Origin of the sequence: Tenacibaculum sp. UWU-22 (genome assembly GCF_041021355.1) — a bacterium.
Lineage (GTDB): Bacteria > Bacteroidota > Bacteroidia > Flavobacteriales > Flavobacteriaceae > Polaribacter.
In genome coordinates this window covers 269,135-284,786 of the sequence record NZ_JBFNGP010000001.1, presented here as the reverse complement: position 1 = coordinate 284,786, position 15,652 = coordinate 269,135, and the positions used below count along the sequence as shown (strand labels likewise).

General features: G+C 32.2%; 15 protein-coding genes and 2 tRNA genes. 8 read left to right on the top strand and 9 right to left on the bottom strand.

The window, feature by feature from the left end; genetic code table 11:
- The first annotated feature begins 10 nt into the window (after positions 1-10).
- Positions 11-1,255, top strand: a complete 1,245-nt coding sequence (locus AB2B44_RS01285) for an aminotransferase class I/II-fold pyridoxal phosphate-dependent enzyme (protein WP_369047744.1) — start codon at positions 11-13, stop codon at positions 1,253-1,255.
- 44 nt (positions 1,256-1,299) lie between these two features.
- Here the strand turns inward: AB2B44_RS01285 and hutH are convergent, their stop codons facing one another.
- Positions 1,300-2,799 carry a histidine ammonia-lyase gene (gene hutH, locus AB2B44_RS01280; RefSeq protein ID WP_369047743.1) on the bottom strand — a complete coding sequence of 500 codons (1,500 nt, stop codon included), beginning with the start codon at positions 2,797-2,799 and terminating at the stop codon, positions 1,300-1,302.
- Positions 2,800-2,993: 194 nt separating this feature from the next.
- On the opposite strand from hutH, the gene AB2B44_RS01275 reads away from it, so the two are divergent.
- A complete protein-coding gene (locus tag AB2B44_RS01275) occupies positions 2,994-4,058 on the top strand; it encodes a TlpA family protein disulfide reductase (RefSeq protein WP_369047742.1) in 1,065 nt (354 codons plus the stop codon).
- Positions 4,059-4,154: 96 nt separating this feature from the next.
- On the opposite strand, the gene AB2B44_RS01270 is transcribed toward AB2B44_RS01275, so the two are convergent.
- Together AB2B44_RS01270 and AB2B44_RS01265 are read right to left on the bottom strand one after the other, a co-directional pair.
- Positions 4,155-4,928, bottom strand: coding sequence for a zinc ribbon domain-containing protein (locus AB2B44_RS01270; protein ID WP_369047741.1), 774 nt, complete (start codon positions 4,926-4,928; stop codon positions 4,155-4,157).
- Between the two features lie 3 nt (positions 4,929-4,931).
- The gene (locus AB2B44_RS01265; RefSeq protein WP_369047740.1) at positions 4,932-6,026 is read right to left on the bottom strand and encodes a Nif3-like dinuclear metal center hexameric protein; all 1,095 of its coding nucleotides are present in this window, start codon (positions 6,024-6,026) and stop codon (positions 4,932-4,934) included.
- Between the two features lie 143 nt (positions 6,027-6,169).
- Here AB2B44_RS01265 and lpxK point away from each other — a divergent pair, with 143 nt between their 5' ends.
- Positions 6,170-7,192, top strand: a complete 1,023-nt coding sequence (gene lpxK, locus AB2B44_RS01260) for a tetraacyldisaccharide 4'-kinase (RefSeq protein WP_369047739.1) — start codon at positions 6,170-6,172, stop codon at positions 7,190-7,192.
- Positions 7,193-7,245: 53 nt separating this feature from the next.
- Positions 7,246-7,767, top strand: coding sequence for a thioredoxin family protein (locus tag AB2B44_RS01255; RefSeq protein WP_369047738.1), 522 nt, complete (start codon positions 7,246-7,248; stop codon positions 7,765-7,767).
- Between the two features lie 41 nt (positions 7,768-7,808).
- On the opposite strand, the gene AB2B44_RS01250 is transcribed toward AB2B44_RS01255, so the two are convergent.
- The 6 genes from AB2B44_RS01250 to AB2B44_RS01225 all read right to left on the bottom strand — a co-directional run bounded on the left by AB2B44_RS01250 (position 7,809) and on the right by AB2B44_RS01225 (position 12,896).
- Positions 7,809-8,522, bottom strand: coding sequence for a porin family protein (locus AB2B44_RS01250; RefSeq protein WP_369047737.1), 714 nt, complete (start codon positions 8,520-8,522; stop codon positions 7,809-7,811).
- Between the two features lie 4 nt (positions 8,523-8,526).
- Complete coding sequence (gene ubiE, locus AB2B44_RS01245) at positions 8,527-9,255, bottom strand: bifunctional demethylmenaquinone methyltransferase/2-methoxy-6-polyprenyl-1,4-benzoquinol methylase UbiE (RefSeq protein ID WP_369047736.1); 729 nt, start codon at positions 9,253-9,255, stop codon at positions 8,527-8,529.
- On the bottom strand, positions 9,248-10,144 hold the full coding sequence (locus AB2B44_RS01240; protein WP_369047735.1) for a NifU family protein: 897 nt from the start codon (positions 10,142-10,144) through the stop codon (positions 9,248-9,250). The genes ubiE and AB2B44_RS01240 overlap by 8 nt, the downstream gene beginning before the upstream one ends.
- A gap of 109 nt (positions 10,145-10,253) precedes the next feature.
- Complete coding sequence (locus AB2B44_RS01235; RefSeq protein WP_369047734.1) at positions 10,254-11,651, bottom strand: OmpP1/FadL family transporter; 1,398 nt, start codon at positions 11,649-11,651, stop codon at positions 10,254-10,256.
- Positions 11,652-11,702: 51 nt separating this feature from the next.
- Positions 11,703-12,524, bottom strand: coding sequence for a hypothetical protein (locus AB2B44_RS01230; protein ID WP_369047733.1), 822 nt, complete (start codon positions 12,522-12,524; stop codon positions 11,703-11,705).
- 201 nt (positions 12,525-12,725) lie between these two features.
- Positions 12,726-12,896, bottom strand: a complete 171-nt coding sequence (locus tag AB2B44_RS01225) for a hypothetical protein (RefSeq protein WP_369047732.1) — start codon at positions 12,894-12,896, stop codon at positions 12,726-12,728.
- A gap of 170 nt (positions 12,897-13,066) precedes the next feature.
- Between AB2B44_RS01225 and proS the strand changes: the two genes are divergently transcribed.
- From proS to rpsT, 4 genes are all read left to right on the top strand, one after another.
- The gene (gene proS / locus AB2B44_RS01220) at positions 13,067-14,545 is read left to right on the top strand and encodes a proline--tRNA ligase (RefSeq protein ID WP_369047731.1); all 1,479 of its coding nucleotides are present in this window, start codon (positions 13,067-13,069) and stop codon (positions 14,543-14,545) included.
- 114 nt (positions 14,546-14,659) lie between these two features.
- Positions 14,660-14,731: transfer RNA gene (locus AB2B44_RS01215), tRNA-Glu, on the top strand.
- Positions 14,732-14,847: 116 nt separating this feature from the next.
- A tRNA-Glu gene (locus tag AB2B44_RS01210) sits at positions 14,848-14,919 on the top strand.
- Between the two features lie 35 nt (positions 14,920-14,954).
- On the top strand, positions 14,955-15,209 hold the full coding sequence (rpsT, locus tag AB2B44_RS01205; RefSeq protein WP_369047730.1) for a 30S ribosomal protein S20: 255 nt from the start codon (positions 14,955-14,957) through the stop codon (positions 15,207-15,209).
- The last annotated feature ends 443 nt before the right edge of the window (positions 15,210-15,652 follow it).

Here is a 15,652-nt window from a genome sequence, read left to right as displayed (position 1 = left end):
ACATGTAATTATGACAAAAGATTTATTTGAAAGAATTAGACAAGATAAAGGGCCATTAGGTAAATGGGCAAGTGAAGCAGAAGGATACTATGTGTTTCCTAAGTTAGAAGGACCTATATCTAACCGAATGGGTTTTAATGGTAAAAAAGTAATTACTTGGAGTATTAATGATTATTTAGGTTTAGCAAATCATCCAGAGGTGTTAAAAGTAGACGGAGAATCGGCTGCAACCGATGGTATGGCATACCCAATGGGGGCTAGAATGATGTCTGGCCACACAAAATATCACGAGCAATTAGAACAAGAATGTGCTGAATTTGTTGGTAAAGAAGCAGCGTATTTGGTTAATTTTGGTTATCAAGGTATGGTGTCGGCTATCGATGCATTAGTGTCTAAAGACGATGTTATTGTATATGATATGGATACCCATGCTTGTATTATTGATGGAGTTCGTTTGCATGCTGGCAAGCGTTTTGTTTATAAACACAACGATATTGAAAGCTGTGAAAAAAACTTAATGCGAGCAACAAAAATGGCTGAAAAAACAGGAGGAGGAATTTTATTAGTCTCTGAAGGTGTTTTTGGTATGCGCGGAGAGCAAGGAAAATTAAAAGAAATAGTAGCCTTAAAAGAAAAATATAATTTTAGATTTCTAGTTGATGATGCTCATGGATTTGGAACATTAGGCGAAGGAGGAAGAGGAACAGGCTTTGAACAAGGTATTCAAGACGGAATAGATGTTTACTTTGCAACATTTGCAAAATCGATGGCAGGTATTGGAGCTTTTTTTGCAGGTGATAAAGACATTATACAATATTTACAGTACAACATGCGTTCGCAAATGTTTGCTAAATCATTGCCGATGCCAATGGTTAAGGGTGCATTAAAACGATTAGACATGATTCGTACTATGCCTCAATTAAAAGAAAACCTTTGGAAAATAACCAATGCTTTACAATCTGGATTACGAAATGCAGGTTTTGATTTGGGTACAACACAAACCTGTATTACGCCTGTTTATTTAAAAGGAGATATACCTGAAGCAATGGCAATGGTGTATGATTTACGTGAAAATCATAATGTGTTTTGTTCAATTGTAGTATATCCAGTAATACCAAAAGGTTTAATTATTTTACGATTAATACCAACTGCTCGTCATACTCAGCAAGATGTAGATGATACTATTAAAGCTTTTTCAGCGATTAGAGAAAAATTAGCTAAAGGGGCATATAAACGTACGCTTGTTAACGAATAAGCGTACGTCAATTTTTTGTTAGCATAGTTTAGTGTGTTGTTTACCTAAAATAAATCTGAAGGTTCAATATTTAAATAGGCAATAAAATTTTCAGCATTTTTAATATCGTTATGTAATACACGATCTTCGTTAACTAACGGAACATCCTCTCTAAAAGCTTTAACAAAAGTTTCTAAAAACGGAGAGGTTTTTTCTTTTCTATAACTTAAGGCTTGAGAAGCATTTAATAGCTCAATTGCTAATACTGTGGTAACATTATCAATTACCTTTTTAGCTTTTGTAGCAGCATTTGCTCCCATAGAAACATGGTCTTCTTGCCCATTAGAAGAAACAATAGAATCTATAGTTGATGGGGTGCAATATTGTTTGGTTTGACTTACAATACTGGCGGCGGTATATTGCGGAATCATAAAGCCACTATTTAATCCTGGGTTTGTAACCAAAAATGCGGGCAATCCTCGTAAGCCAGCAATTAATTGGTATATTCTTCTTTCAGAAATAGAACCAAGTTCTGCCACAGCAATAGCTAAATAATCTAAAGCTAAGGCTAGTGGTTGACCGTGAAAATTTCCGCCAGAAATTATAGCGTCTTCTTCTACAAAAATATTAGGGTTATCGGTTACCGAATTTATTTCGGTTAAAAATGTTTTGGTAACAAAGGTTAACGTGTCTTTTGTAGCGCCATGTACCTGAGGCATACAGCGAAAAGAGTAGGGATCTTGTACGTGTGTTTTGGGTTGTGTTATTAATTTACTGTCGGTTAAAAAATGGGTTATACGTTTGGCTGTTTTTAGTTGTCCGTTATGAGGGCGTATTAAGTGTATTAACTCGTTAAAAGGTTCTATTCTACCATCAAAAGCCTCTAATGAAATAGTACCAATAACATCTGCTAAATACGATAGTTTATATGCTTTTAAAAGTGTAAAAATACCATAGGCACTCATAAATTGGGTTCCGTTTAGTAAAGCTAACCCTTCTTTAGATTGTAGGTTTATTTTTTTCCACGAAAATTGCTCAAGCATTTTTTTGGTAGCAAATTTTTCTCCTTTAACATATACTTCGCCTAAGCCAATTAAAGGTAAAGCTAAATGTGCTAACGGAGCTAAATCGCCCGAGGCCCCTAGTGAACCCTGAGTATATACTACGGGTAAAATGTCATTATTGTAAAAATCGATTAAGCGCTCTACGGTACTTAATTGAACTCCAGAATGTCCAAAACTGATAGCCTTGATTTTTAACAATAGCATTAGTTTTACAATCTCTTGAGGTACTTCTTCGCCTGTGCCACAAGCATGACTCATTACTAGATTTTCTTGTAGTTGTTGTAAATTAGTTCCGTTTATTTTAATGTTGTATAACGACCCAAACCCAGTGTTAATTCCGTAGATTGGTTCGCTATGTGTTTTCATTTTTTCATCTAAATATGCACGACATTTTTTTATTTTATTAATTGACTCGTCAGCTAATTTTAATTTTTTATTAGTGCTTGTAATATTATGGATAGCTTCTAAATCTAACCTGTCTGAATTTATGTAGTGATACATGTTTATGCTAGTTAATTTAGGTTGAAATATAAAAATTAATATGTTAAAAAAACAATATAGTTGTCAAGTTATATAACGTTATATAAACCTGCATTTTTAATGGTGCTATATTACTCAAAATTATTTTTATTTTACCAAATAACAAATAGGCCTATTTTCTTTGTATATATTTGTACTTTAAAATATAAAAGATAATGAAAAAAATAGGTTTTATACTTTTAGTGAGTATAGCAATGGCTTCTTGTAAAAAAGAATCGTTAAATAAGTATGTAACATTACAAGGAAAATTTACTAGTAATGCCGATTCGATTATTACCATCTCTGCGAGAGATAATAATTTTTCTAAAACCATAAAAATAAATACAGATGGTACTTTTAAAGATACGTTAAAGGTTGTTAAGGGCGATGTGTATTTTATGCAAACAAATGTTCAAAATAGAGTACCTATTTATTTAAAAAACGGCTATGATTTAACCTTAAATGGTAAGATGAGCGATTTTTTAAATACCTTTTCGTATTCAGGAAATGGTTCAGAGAGTAATAAATTTATATTGGCACAAATAGCTTTTAGTAAAAAAATGGGAAGTCCAATAAATTTGTTTGCCTTAGATAAAGATGCCTTTACTGCAAAAATTGATAAAATTAATAAACAAATGGATAGCTTAGTAAATCGTTATTCTGATGCTGATAGTGTTTTAATATCAAATACAAAGTTACAACAACAACAAATGATTAGTTATTTTAGAAATAATTATGATGTGCAGCATGAATCGGCAATGAAACGAGTTTCGGCTTTAGAAAAACTAGCAAAAGGAAACATTTCTCCTAGCTTTGTAGATTATGAAAATTTTAAAGGAGGAAAAACATCTTTGAGTGATTTAAAGGGTAAATATGTATATATCGATGTTTGGGCAACTTGGTGCGGGCCATGTGTTCGAGAAATACCTGCGTTAAAAGCGCTAGAAAACCAATATCATGGCAAAAATATTGAGTTTGTTAGTATTTCAACGGATAAGAATACAAGAAATGGTGGTAGTTGGGAAAAAGCTCATGATAAATGGAAAAAATTTGTCGCAGATAAACAACTATCAGGTATTCAATTATGGTCGGGTAAAGATTATTCGTTTCAACAAGCATATCAAATTAATTCGATACCTCGTTTTATTTTAATTGACCCACAGGGTAAAATTGTTGATAAAAATGCGCCTAGACCTTCTAGTCCAGAAATTAAAAACTTGTTTAATGAATTAGGTATTTAATAGGAAAGAAAATATTTTTAACCGATTGATAGCATAAAAAAACCTCGAAGATTTAATCTTCGAGGTTTTTTTATAATGGTATAAAAAATTGAAATATTAATTGAATAGTTTGTCTATTTTTTCTTTTTCTTCAGCAGCCAGTGCAGCATCTACTAAAATACGACCACTATGTTCATCGATAGTAATTTTTTTGCGATTTGCAATTTCTAGTTGTACTTGTGGTGGTATGGTAAAGAAAGACCCTCCTGAAGCACCACGTTCAATAGAAACTACAGCAAGTCCGTTTTTTACTTTATTTCGAATTCTTTGGTATGCATTTAATAAATAATCATCGATAGATTTTGAAAACTCTTCAGATTTTTCGTTCAGTAACTTTTCTTCTTTTTCAGTTTCTTTTAAAATAGCATCAAGTTCTGATTTTTTATGTTGTAAGTGACTTTCTTGCTTTGCTAATTTTTCTTTTGTAGCATCAATAATTTCTTTTTTCTGCTCTATTTTTGCTTTGAATTCTTTAATTCTTTTTTCAGCTAATTGAATTTCTAATTCTTGAAATTCAATTTCTTTAGCTAATGAATCAAACTCACGATTGTTACGTACGTTTTTTTGTTGTTTTTCGTATTTTTCTATTAACGTGCCACTTTCGTCAATAGCTAATTTTTTATTTTTTATGTCTGTTTCTAAATTAGTAACATCTTGAGTTAAATTGGTAACTCTAGTGGTTAATCCGGCAACTTCATCTTCTAAATCTTGCACTTCTAATGGTAATTCGCCTCGAACGTTTCTAATTTCATCTATTCTAGAATCGATTAATTGTAAATCGTATAACGCTCTTAATTTTTCTTCTACCGTTATTTCTTTCTTTTTTGCCATTGTTTATAAGTAATAAATTGGATTTGTACTTTTCTCTGATAAAACGATGGCAAAATTAGTAATTTTTTTTGTAAGATACTCAACTAAAAGGTTTTTTGTAAACTGTTCACTTTCGTAATGACCAATATCGGCTAACAGAATACTATTTTCGGCTTTAAAGAACTCATGATATTTAAAATCGGCACTAATGTATGCGTCGGCTTTAGCACGTATGGCGTGGGAAATTGCAAAACTTCCTGCCCCCCCTAAAACAGCCACTTTTTTTATAGGTTTATTAATAAATTTTGAATGACGTACACAACCTGTTTTAAAGGTGTTTTTTATAAATTTAAGAAACTCTTTTTCTTCCATTTCTTTATAAAGCTCACCTAACATTCCCATACCTATATTCTGATTTGAGTTATCTAAGGTAATTATTTCATAAGCCACTTCTTCGTATGGATGGTGTTTAAAAAGGGTGTTTAGTATTTTTTTTTCTAAGTAATCTTCAAAAGTTATGGTAATGCAGGTTTCTTTTTCAAAAATTAATTCTCCTTTTTTGCCAATAGTGGGGTTTGAGTTTTCGTTACCTTTAAAACTGCCTTTTCCTTCTATATTAAAACTACAATTGCTATAGTTACCAATATTTCCACCACCTACTTCAAATAATTGATTGCGTAAAGCATTAGCATTACTTGTAGGTACATAAGTCGTTAACTTTTTAATAACTCCTTTTTTAGGAATTAATATTTGTGTATTGGTTAACTCTAAAACATCACACATTTTTGCTGAAACTCCATTTTTTGAATTATCTAAAGCGGTATGAGTTGCATAAATAGCAATGTCGTTTTTAATAGCTTTTAGCACAGTACGCTCCACATAATTAGAGCCATTTATTTTTTTTAATCCACTAAAAATAATAGGGTGAAAACTTACAATTAAATTGCAGTTTTTAGCAATAGCCTCTTCAACGGTTTCTTCTAAAGTGTCAAGGGTAACTAAAACCCCTGTTACTTTGGTGGTATAGCTGCCTACTAGTAACCCTACGTTATCAAAATCTTCAGCATACGAAAGCGGAGCAAGCTCTTCTATATAGTTGGTAACATCGCGTATAATCATAATTTTATTTTTAGTAAACCTCAAAGTTAAGATTTTTAATTACTTTCGTTGTAATAAATTCGGGTAGTGAAACTACATGAATAAAATTAAATTCCTAATAAAAGGACGTTTAATATTATGAGGCATCAAAAATTATAAATTACATGAAATTTATACGTCTTTTATTATTTCCGTTTGCAATTTTGTATGATTTAATTACTTCTATTCGTAATTTTTTATTCGATAAGCAAATTTTTAAATCTACTTCTTTTAATGTGCCAATTATTGTTGTTGGAAATTTAAGTGTTGGCGGTACAGGCAAAACCCCTCAGATAGAATATTTAATTAATTTACTACAAAACACGTATAAAGTAGCTGTTTTAAGTCGAGGATATAAGCGAAAAACAAAAGGTTTTTTATTAGTAGATCAATCACATTCGGTTGCCGAGGTTGGAGATGAACCCTTACAGTTTTTTAAAAAATTCAAAAATATTCAAGTAGCGGTAGATGCTGATAGAGCTCATGGTATACAGCAATTATTAAATCAAAAAAATAGCCCAGAAGTTATATTGTTAGATGATGCTTTTCAGCATAGAAAGGTAAAGGCTAATTTTTATATTTTGTTAACAAAGTACGACGATTTATATTGTGATGATTTGGTGTTGCCTAGTGGTAATTTACGCGAAAGTAAAAGAGGGGCTAAACGGGCTAATATAATTATTGTTACGAAATGTCCTGAAAATTTAACCGAAAAGCAGCAAGAAAAAATAAAAAACAAACTCAGGGTAAAATCAAATCAGCAGGTGTTTTTTACTACAATTTTGTACGACACAAAATTAAAGGGGGCGCAAGAGTTGGTTTTGGATCAATTAAAATCGTATCAAGTTGTATTGGTTACAGGAATAGCTAATCCGAAACCTTTAGAACAATATTTACAGTCTTTACAAATATCATATCAACCTATGCGTTTTTCAGACCATCATTATTTTTCAGATAAAGATATTGAGGCTATTAAAGAGCGGTATTTAAAAATTGAAGCATCTCGAAAAATAATTTTAACTACTGAGAAAGATTATGTTCGTTTAGAAAAAAAGCTCAAAAATTTAAGTTATATACCTATTAAGACTTTTTTTGTTGACGATAAAAATATGTTTGATACAGCAATAAAATCTTTCTTAAAGAATTGATTTTTTAATAAATGGTATTATTTTTGATTAATAGAAAAATAAAATAATTAATAATGAGAAATATTTTTTTAGTTTGTTTTGTTTTCTTAGCAGGTTTAACGGTAGGTAAAGCTCAAGAAACCTTAGAAAAAACAGATGAAGATATAGAGCAAGTGGTAGATACGGTAGTTGTAGATACTATTGCTGCGATAAAAATTAATTGGGTGTATTCTTATAATGATGCTTTAAAAAAAGCAAAGCAAGAAAATAAACCATTATTAATATATTTTACGGGATCAGATTGGTGTGGTCCGTGTAAAAGTTTAGATAAAAATTTATTTGAAACTGAAAAGTTTAAAGACTATTCTGATAAAAATTTAATTCTTTACATGGCTGATACCCCAAGAAATACAGATTTAATAGATAAGAAGACTCAAAAAGTAAATGATAAGTTGGCTGATAAGTTTGGTCAATCTAAATTTCCTACACTATTGATGGTAGATGGCGATGAAAAAGAATTAGGAATTAGAGAGGGTATTTACTTATTAGATTATTATTATATGTTCTTCGATTCTGTTGTTAACACCTATCATTAACCTATTTTTTTAATACCGTTTAAGTTTATTTGCTGTCTTGTTTATTCAAAAGCAAGATGTATAAAAACACCTCGAGTGCCAAGGTAATTTATTGGGTCAGTCCATTGGCTTGGAGAGGTGTCGTCGTATTTAATTTCGTTGTTTATGGCAAATATTCCTCGAATAGATGGCGAAAACTTAAAATAATATAAGTAAATATCGATACCGATACCAATTTCGTACATAAAATTACTTGTTTGCATTCTAAAGCTACCGCTAAAGTTATCGTCTGGATTTTTTTCATTACTCGTAAAGTTATGATCAAAACTAACCCCTCCAAGTACATAGGGTCTAACATTATCTAGTCTATCAGTACTAAATTTTAAAATAAGAGGTAAATGCAAAAAGGTAGAACCCACATTGTCTCTAATTTTTTCACTATCGGGACCTGTAATATATTCAAAGGTTAGTTTTTTGGAATTGGTTACTAACCCAGGTTCAAAACGTAAATTAATATTTTTATGTAGGCGTAAATCGGCAATTAATCCTACATTAAAGCCTGTTTTTGGTTCTACAATAACGTTTGGGTTGTCGGTAATTGAATTAGGGCGGTAATCTACTTTAAAATCATTTCTATTTAAACCTAAATAAAACCCATAGTGAAACATCAGTTTATCAAAGTTAGGGCGGTTTTCGATACGTGTTCTATGTTTTTGCGAAAAAACACTAAAGGTTAGTAACCATAGAAAACTTATAGTAAGAAAAAATTTCGTCATACTTCTATTTCGTGGCAGTATAAATGGATGCAACTCCAAAAGTTACCGGTTTGTTCTTTGCATTCTTAAACCCATTTTTTTCTAAAATATTGTTGAAAGCCTTACCAAAAGGAAAAGAATTTGCACTTTTAGACAAATATGTATAGGCTACTTTATCTTTAGAAAAGAGTTTACCTATTAGAGGAAGTATAATTGAAGTGTAAAATTGATACCCTTGTTTAAACGGAAATTTTGTAGGGTTAGAAGTTTCTAAAACAACAAAAATTCCATTAGGCTTAAGCACGCGATTAATTTCGGTTAGCCCTTTGTTTAAGTTTTCAAAATTTCTTACACCAAATGAAACGGTAATAGCATCAAAAGTATTGTCTTTGAAAGGTAAATTTTCACTATCGCCAACAAGCATCTCTATGATGTTTTCTAAATTGGCTTTGGCAACCTTTTTTTTACCAACAGCCAACATGCCTTCCGATATGTCTAAGCCAATAATTTTGTCGGGTTGTGTTTTTGAAAGCATAATGGCTAGGTCACCTGTTCCAGTGGCAATATCTAAGATTTGCTTAGGGTTATTTTTACCAACAATTTTCACTACTTTTTTTCGCCAACTTGTATCAATTCCAAAAGAAATAACACGGTTTAATCCGTCGTAATCTTTAGATATGTTGTCGAACATTTGAGTAACCTGTTCTTTTTTGCCAAGATTAGAATCGGTATAAGGTTTTACTATTTTATCCATTTAAAGCAATTACTTCATTAATTTTATTAGGCAGCATTTCTTTTAACATGGTTTCGATACCATTTTTTAAGGTAACGGTCGATGAAGGGCAGCCACTACAAGCCCCTTTTAATATAACACTAACTCGTTTATTTTCTTTATCGTATGACTCAAAAGTAATATTTCCACCATCCGAAGCTACTGCTGGGGCAATATATTGATCTAAGATATCAATAATTTGTTTGGCGGTTTCTGATAAATTTTCTTCTGATGTTTTTTGGTTTTGGGCGCTATTTAAATTAGGTATTTCCGTTATAATTGGTTTACCATCTTGTAAATAAGAACGAATAAATGTACGAATTTCTTGATACATTCCATTCCAATCTGCGGTATCTTGTTTGGTAACAGAAACATAGTTTTTTGCAATAAAAACTTCTTTTACCGCTGAAAAATTAAAAATAGCTTTAGCTAAAGGCGATGATTCATTGGCTTGTTCAATCGTTTTAAATTCAACAGGGGTGTTGGTTAGCATTTTGTTGGTGCCAAATTTCATTACCTCTGGATTTGGGGTTACTTCGGCAAATACTTCTACCGCTTCTTTTTTTGCCGTTGCATTTTTTTGCACAATTGTTTTTTCAGACTGTAAATAGTTTTCTATTTTTTGACGAACTTCTTCTTGTACATCATTCCATTGTACAATATCATATCGCTGTATGGCAATAAAATTTGCCGAGATAAAAACTTTTTTTACAAAGGGTAGGTAAAATAGCTCTTGTGCTAAAGGTGCATTTTTTGCTTCGTCAATATTTGCAAACTCGTAACTTCCGCCATCAATTAAAATGGTATTGCTTACAAATTTTAAAATAGTTGTGTTTGTTGTTTCTTCGATGTTTATTTTAATTGTTTCCATTACTTCAATAAAATGAGTAGCAAAATTACATTAATTTAAAAAGCTAGTACGTAAAAAAAGAAAAAAACCCGCTAAGTATAATTTAGCGGGGTTTTTGGTTATGCTTTTATTACAGGTTAAATGTTAATGTACCTGTAATTCTAGATATGTTGGTGTTTAATTCAGCTGAATTTACATTTACATAAGGGCTATTATATATTGCATAAGGAGAGGTGTAGGTTGAGTTTGAATAGGCAAAATCAAATTTCATGTTTTTGAAACGGTAACCTAACCCTAATGAAAAGCCATCTATATTGTCGGTATCTATAACATCTTTATAAGGAGTTTGTTCGTAATGATATCCGCCTCGTACGCTTAAATTATTAAAAAGCCACTCGGTACCAATATTAATAGCATGTGTGCTTCTAAAGCTATTAGTATAGTTGTTATTTACATCAAAGAAATCTCCTGAAGAAAATCGAGTGTTTTTGTAATTTTTATAACTGTAATCAATACTAATAAGGCCGTCTTTATTGAATATAAATGCTCCGCTTATTGTTAATTTACTTGGTGTTTTTAAATTATATATGTAGGTGCTATAATATTCACCACTATTAATATCGGGCGAGATATTATTCGAAGAAATTTCGGTGTAACCTAACCAATCATCATAAGTACTGTCGTTGGGGTCAAAAACGGCTAAGTTGTTATCTTCGTTAATTTCTTGATACCAAGTGGGCGATTCATAAGAAAGACCAAGTCGAAAGTTTTGTTCTGGTTTGTATATAAACCCTAATCCAAGCGAAAATCCGCTACCTCCAAAATAACTAATTTGTTCGTTATATGCACGTAATGTATTTCCGTTATCATCGTTATTTACTTCGCGTAATTGGGTGGTTTGAGTAAAATGAATATCATGAAAATTTAAAGAAACCCCCAGAAATAACTTATTTAAATGCGCTGCTGAAAAACCAAAACTAAGTGCACTTGTTTCACCATTAGTAATATTGGCAAAACGTTGTTGTTGTGCATTGTTAAAAGGGGTTTTAGGGTCTGAGGTGTCGTTTGGATGCTGGTTAAAAAGAGCTTGTCCACTATTTCCTGCGAGGTTAAAATCACCATCAAAATCGTTTTTTATTCGATAATTAAAAGAAAGGGCAAAACGATTCCAATTTGTTTTGTTGTTGGTACTAAAAGATAAAATACTACCTACTTGCGAAATATTAAAAAAATTGTCTTGAGTGTTTGTTGTATTACCATAATAAGTAGCATCTATGCAGTTGTTTCTATTGCCTAGGGTAATAGAAAATGTACTATTTAAGGCAACAGCTGTACCCGCAGGGTTAATGGCTAATGAAGAAACATCACTTCCTAGTGCTCCAAAGGCTCCGCTCATTGCATTAAATCTTGACGATCCGTAGTTGTGGTCTTGACCAAAAAGAACACCTAAATCGTTGTATCCTAGCGATTGAGAAAATGACGTGAAGCCACTAGCTATTATAATAGCCAATAGTATAATTTTTTTCATGGTATTGCTAATTTATTTTGAAACAAATTTATTAAAAGATTTGGCTCGAAATTATCTTCTAGATCGGCTATTTGAATAACTTCTTGTAGAACTACGACCACTACTGCTAGGGGTGTAGCTTCTTGAACTATTAGAAGATGGTGAATAGCTTCTTGAGCTATTTTCGTAGCTAGGGCTATAACTTCTTGTATTAGAAGGACTGTAATCTCTTTCGTTTGGGGTATAACTTCTTGTATTAGGTGTATAACTTCTAGTGTTTGAGGGGGTGTAATTTCTTGTGCTAGTTCTTGTAGAATTAGTGCTTCTAGGGGTATAGTTTCTAGAAGATGATGTACTTCTAACAGAACTTTGATTGTTGTTTCTTGTAGAAGTTGTTGCGCTTCTAGAGTTTTGAGTAGAAGTATTTACGCTATTACGATTTCTTGTATTGTATCGCGTAGCTTCTCTATTTTGGTTGCTGCTAGTAACTCTATTATTTCTGTAACTAGATGATGAGTTTCTAGTAGAGCTATTTCTGTTGGTAGTGCTATATCTATTTCTTGAGTTTGATGTTACACTATATCCACGACGCGAATCACCACCTCGTCTGTAATTGTAATGGTTGTGATGGTTGTAATAGTATGGATTGTGATAGTAAGGGCGGTAATAATTTCCGTAATAATAACCACCATAATAAGGGTAGCAATTGTAATATCCCCAATTACTGTAAAGTCCAAAGTTCCAATAAGCTCCAGAATACCATGGGTCATAGTATGCATACCCGCCTCCCCAACGCCAAGGTCTGTAATAGTTGTATCCATATCCGTAGTAATATGGATTATACCAGTAAGGGTTGTATCCGTATCCAAATCCAGAATTTATATTGATAACCACATCCGAATTTTGATCGGTATATCCCCAAGGGGCATTGTAATTAATACGGGCTTGAGTGGCATTGTCTACATTTTCGTCTAGGTATTCATCATCATTGTATGATGATTTATAGCTGTCAATATCAGTAATAATATCAGTATTGTTTAAATCGTCTAAACGCTGTAATTCTCTAGTAAAGTAATTTTCATTGTATTGCTGGTATTAGCTACCGTTTGCAACCACAACTTTACGGGTAGGTTGTTCGATATTGTTTGAATATATACCGTCTTCATTTGTTACGCTTTGTGCTGTTCCGCAAGAAACCAAAGTAGTAACCATTAAAAACGACAAGGTGTATATCGAGAGTCTGGTGTTAGCGGAAAGTAACTTCATTTTTTATTGTTTTAGAGTTGTACTATTGTGTTTATGCTGTGAATTTACAAAAAATAAAACCGCTAATAGGTATTATATTCTTTTTTAACGTAGTTTTGTGGCGATTTTTTTAACCGAAAAAACAACTAAATTCATTAAAAAATAGCAACATTTGTGCCAAACTTATTAGTATGAGTAAAAAATTAACAAAGCGTTCTGAAGATTATTCAAAGTGGTATAACGAATTAATCATAAAAGCCAACATGGCAGAAAACTCGGCTGTTCGAGGCTGTATGGTAATTAAACCTTACGGATTTGCTATTTGGGAAAAAATGCAAGCTGTTTTGGATAAGATGTTTAAAGAAACAGGTCATGAGAATGCTTATTTTCCGCTTTTTGTACCTAAAAGTTTGTTTGAAGCAGAAGAAAAAAATGCCGAAGGTTTTGCTAAAGAGTGTGCTGTGGTTACTCATTATCGTTTGCAAAATGACCCTGAAAATGCTGGGAAATTACGAGTAGATCCGCAAGCCAAATTAGAAGAAGAGTTAGTGGTTCGACCAACTTCTGAAGCAATTATTTGGAACACCTATAAAGGCTGGATACAATCTTATCGCGATTTACCCTTGTTAATTAATCAATGGGCAAATGTTGTGCGTTGGGAAATGCGTACCCGTTTATTTTTACGTACAGCTGAATTTTTATGGCAAGAGGGGCATACTGCTCATGCAACGAAAAAAGAGGCTTTAAAAGAAGCACTACAAATGCAAGAGGTGTATGCGGTATTTGCAGAAAAATATATGGCTATGCCTGTAATAAAAGGTTCTAAGAGTGAAAGTGAGCGTTTTGCAGGTGCCGAAGAAACGTATACCATAGAGGCCTTAATGCAAGACGGAAAAGCTTTGCAAGCAGGAACATCGCATTTTTTAGGGCAAAATTTTGCGGAAGCATTTGATGTAAAATATACCTCTAAAGAAGGAAAGCAAGAGTATGTTTGGGCAACTTCATGGGGTGTTTCTACACGTTTAATTGGTGGTTTAATAATGACTCATTCTGATGATTTTGGACTTGTTTTGCCGCCTAAATTAGCTCCAATACAAGTTGTGATTGTTCCTATATACAAAGGTGAAGAGCAATTGCAAGCAATATCAAAAGAAGTAAATAATTTAGTGGTAGCGTTGCAAGGTAAAGGTGTTTCGGTAAAATATGATGATAGAGATACCTTGCGCCCTGGAGCAAAATTTGCTGAATATGAGCTAAAAGGAGTGCCAGTAAGAATTGCGATAGGAAATCGTGATATTGAAAACGGAACGGTTGAGGTTGCTCGTAGAGATACCTTTGAAAAACAAACTGTAGCAAAAGATGGTGTTGTTGACTTTGTTGTTGATTTGCTAGAAAAAATTCAAGAAAATTTATTTACCAAAGCGGTTTTATTTAGAGATGAGCATATTACCAAGGTAGATACGTTTGAAGATTTTAAAGATGTTATAGATAATAAAGGTGGGTTTGTAGCAGCTCATTGGGATGGAACTAGCGAAACGGAAGAAAAAATAAAAGAATTAACAAAGGCAACCATACGCTGTATACCTAACGATGCTAAAGAAGAAGCAGGGCTTTGTGTTTTTACAGGAAAACCATCGCGCAGACGTGTGTTTTTTGCAAAAGCATATTAGGTTGATAGGGGTAAAATAGTTTTCAATTTTTAAAATTTGATAATTGCGTAAAAAAAGTTTTGGTTAGTCAAATTCAGTATTTATATTTGCGCCCCGATAATCATAAAATAAAATGGTCCGTTCGTCTAGGGGTTAGGACGCCAGGTTTTCATCCTGGTAACACGGGTTCGATTCCCGTACGGACTACAAGAGGTGGATTTAATTAAAAAATCTTTTTTTAAACAGATTGTAATTAAAACTATTGCATATAAAAAAAAGAGTTGTATATTTGCACCCGCAATCAAAAAAAGAGATTGTATTTTGGTCCGTTCGTCTAGGGGTTAGGACGCCAGGTTTTCATCCTGGTAACACGGGTTCGATTCCCGTACGGACTACAAGTTTTTTATAAACAATTTAAGAAATTAATATAATGGCAAATCATAAGTCTGCACTAAAAAGAATAAGAAGTAACGAAGCTAAAAGATTACGTAATAAATATCAGCATAAAACTACTCGTAATGCTGTTAGAGATTTACGTGCTACGACTGATAAGAAAGAGGCACAAGAAATGTTGTCTAAGGTTACTTCGATGTTAGATAAATTAGCAAAAAACAATATTATTCACAAAAATAAAGCAGCTAATTTAAAATCTAAATTAACAAAACATATAGCTGCCTTATCATAGTGTAGGTTATCGTTTATACAAAATACTAAAAGCCCTAAGAGTTTTCTCTTAGGGCTTTTTTGCGTTTTATTTAGTGATTTCTTATTGGTGTTTTTCTTTGTAGTAAAATTGTTAAACATACTTTTTATTGCATAAAAAAAGACGAGTTTCCCCGTCTTAAATGTTTTCACAACGGAATAATCCTTATTGTGAATTGCTTTCAAAGTTTACTGCTTCAAATATAAGATTATTTTTTTGATTCTAAATAATCTTCTTAATCTAAAAAAATATTATAATTTTAAAGAAAAAAATTATGAAAAAAATACTCTTAACTTTTTCGATTTTGGTAAAAAACTGGAGAAGAAAAATTCTCCTCCAGTTCGATAAACAAAAAAAACAATTCACAAGCCCTTCCAAAGGTTAAATAAATTTCTTTATTTAAAATTAAAAGGGGCTTGATTTGA

What these genes read in the sequence shown, in the direction of transcription:
- AB2B44_RS01285 (WP_369047744.1), top strand. Translation starts at nt 11, where the DNA reads ATGACAAAAGATTTATTTGAAAGAATTAGACAAGATAAAGGGCCATTA.
- hutH (WP_369047743.1), bottom strand. Translation starts at nt 2,799, where the DNA reads ATGTATCACTACATAAATTCAGACAGGTTAGATTTAGAAGCTATCCAT.
- AB2B44_RS01275 (WP_369047742.1), top strand. Translation starts at nt 2,994, where the DNA reads ATGAAAAAAATAGGTTTTATACTTTTAGTGAGTATAGCAATGGCTTCT.
- AB2B44_RS01270 (WP_369047741.1), bottom strand. Translation starts at nt 4,928, where the DNA reads ATGGCAAAAAAGAAAGAAATAACGGTAGAAGAAAAATTAAGAGCGTTA.
- AB2B44_RS01265 (WP_369047740.1), bottom strand. Translation starts at nt 6,026, where the DNA reads ATGATTATACGCGATGTTACCAACTATATAGAAGAGCTTGCTCCGCTT.
- lpxK (WP_369047739.1), top strand. Translation starts at nt 6,170, where the DNA reads ATGAAATTTATACGTCTTTTATTATTTCCGTTTGCAATTTTGTATGAT.
- AB2B44_RS01255 (WP_369047738.1), top strand. Translation starts at nt 7,246, where the DNA reads ATGAGAAATATTTTTTTAGTTTGTTTTGTTTTCTTAGCAGGTTTAACG.
- AB2B44_RS01250 (WP_369047737.1), bottom strand. Translation starts at nt 8,522, where the DNA reads ATGACGAAATTTTTTCTTACTATAAGTTTTCTATGGTTACTAACCTTT.
- ubiE (WP_369047736.1), bottom strand. Translation starts at nt 9,255, where the DNA reads ATGGATAAAATAGTAAAACCTTATACCGATTCTAATCTTGGCAAAAAA.
- AB2B44_RS01240 (WP_369047735.1), bottom strand. Translation starts at nt 10,144, where the DNA reads ATGGAAACAATTAAAATAAACATCGAAGAAACAACAAACACAACTATT.
- AB2B44_RS01235 (WP_369047734.1), bottom strand. Translation starts at nt 11,651, where the DNA reads ATGAAAAAAATTATACTATTGGCTATTATAATAGCTAGTGGCTTCACG.
- AB2B44_RS01225 (WP_369047732.1), bottom strand. Translation starts at nt 12,896, where the DNA reads ATGAAGTTACTTTCCGCTAACACCAGACTCTCGATATACACCTTGTCG.
- proS (WP_369047731.1), top strand. Translation starts at nt 13,067, where the DNA reads ATGAGTAAAAAATTAACAAAGCGTTCTGAAGATTATTCAAAGTGGTAT.
- rpsT (WP_369047730.1), top strand. Translation starts at nt 14,955, where the DNA reads ATGGCAAATCATAAGTCTGCACTAAAAAGAATAAGAAGTAACGAAGCT.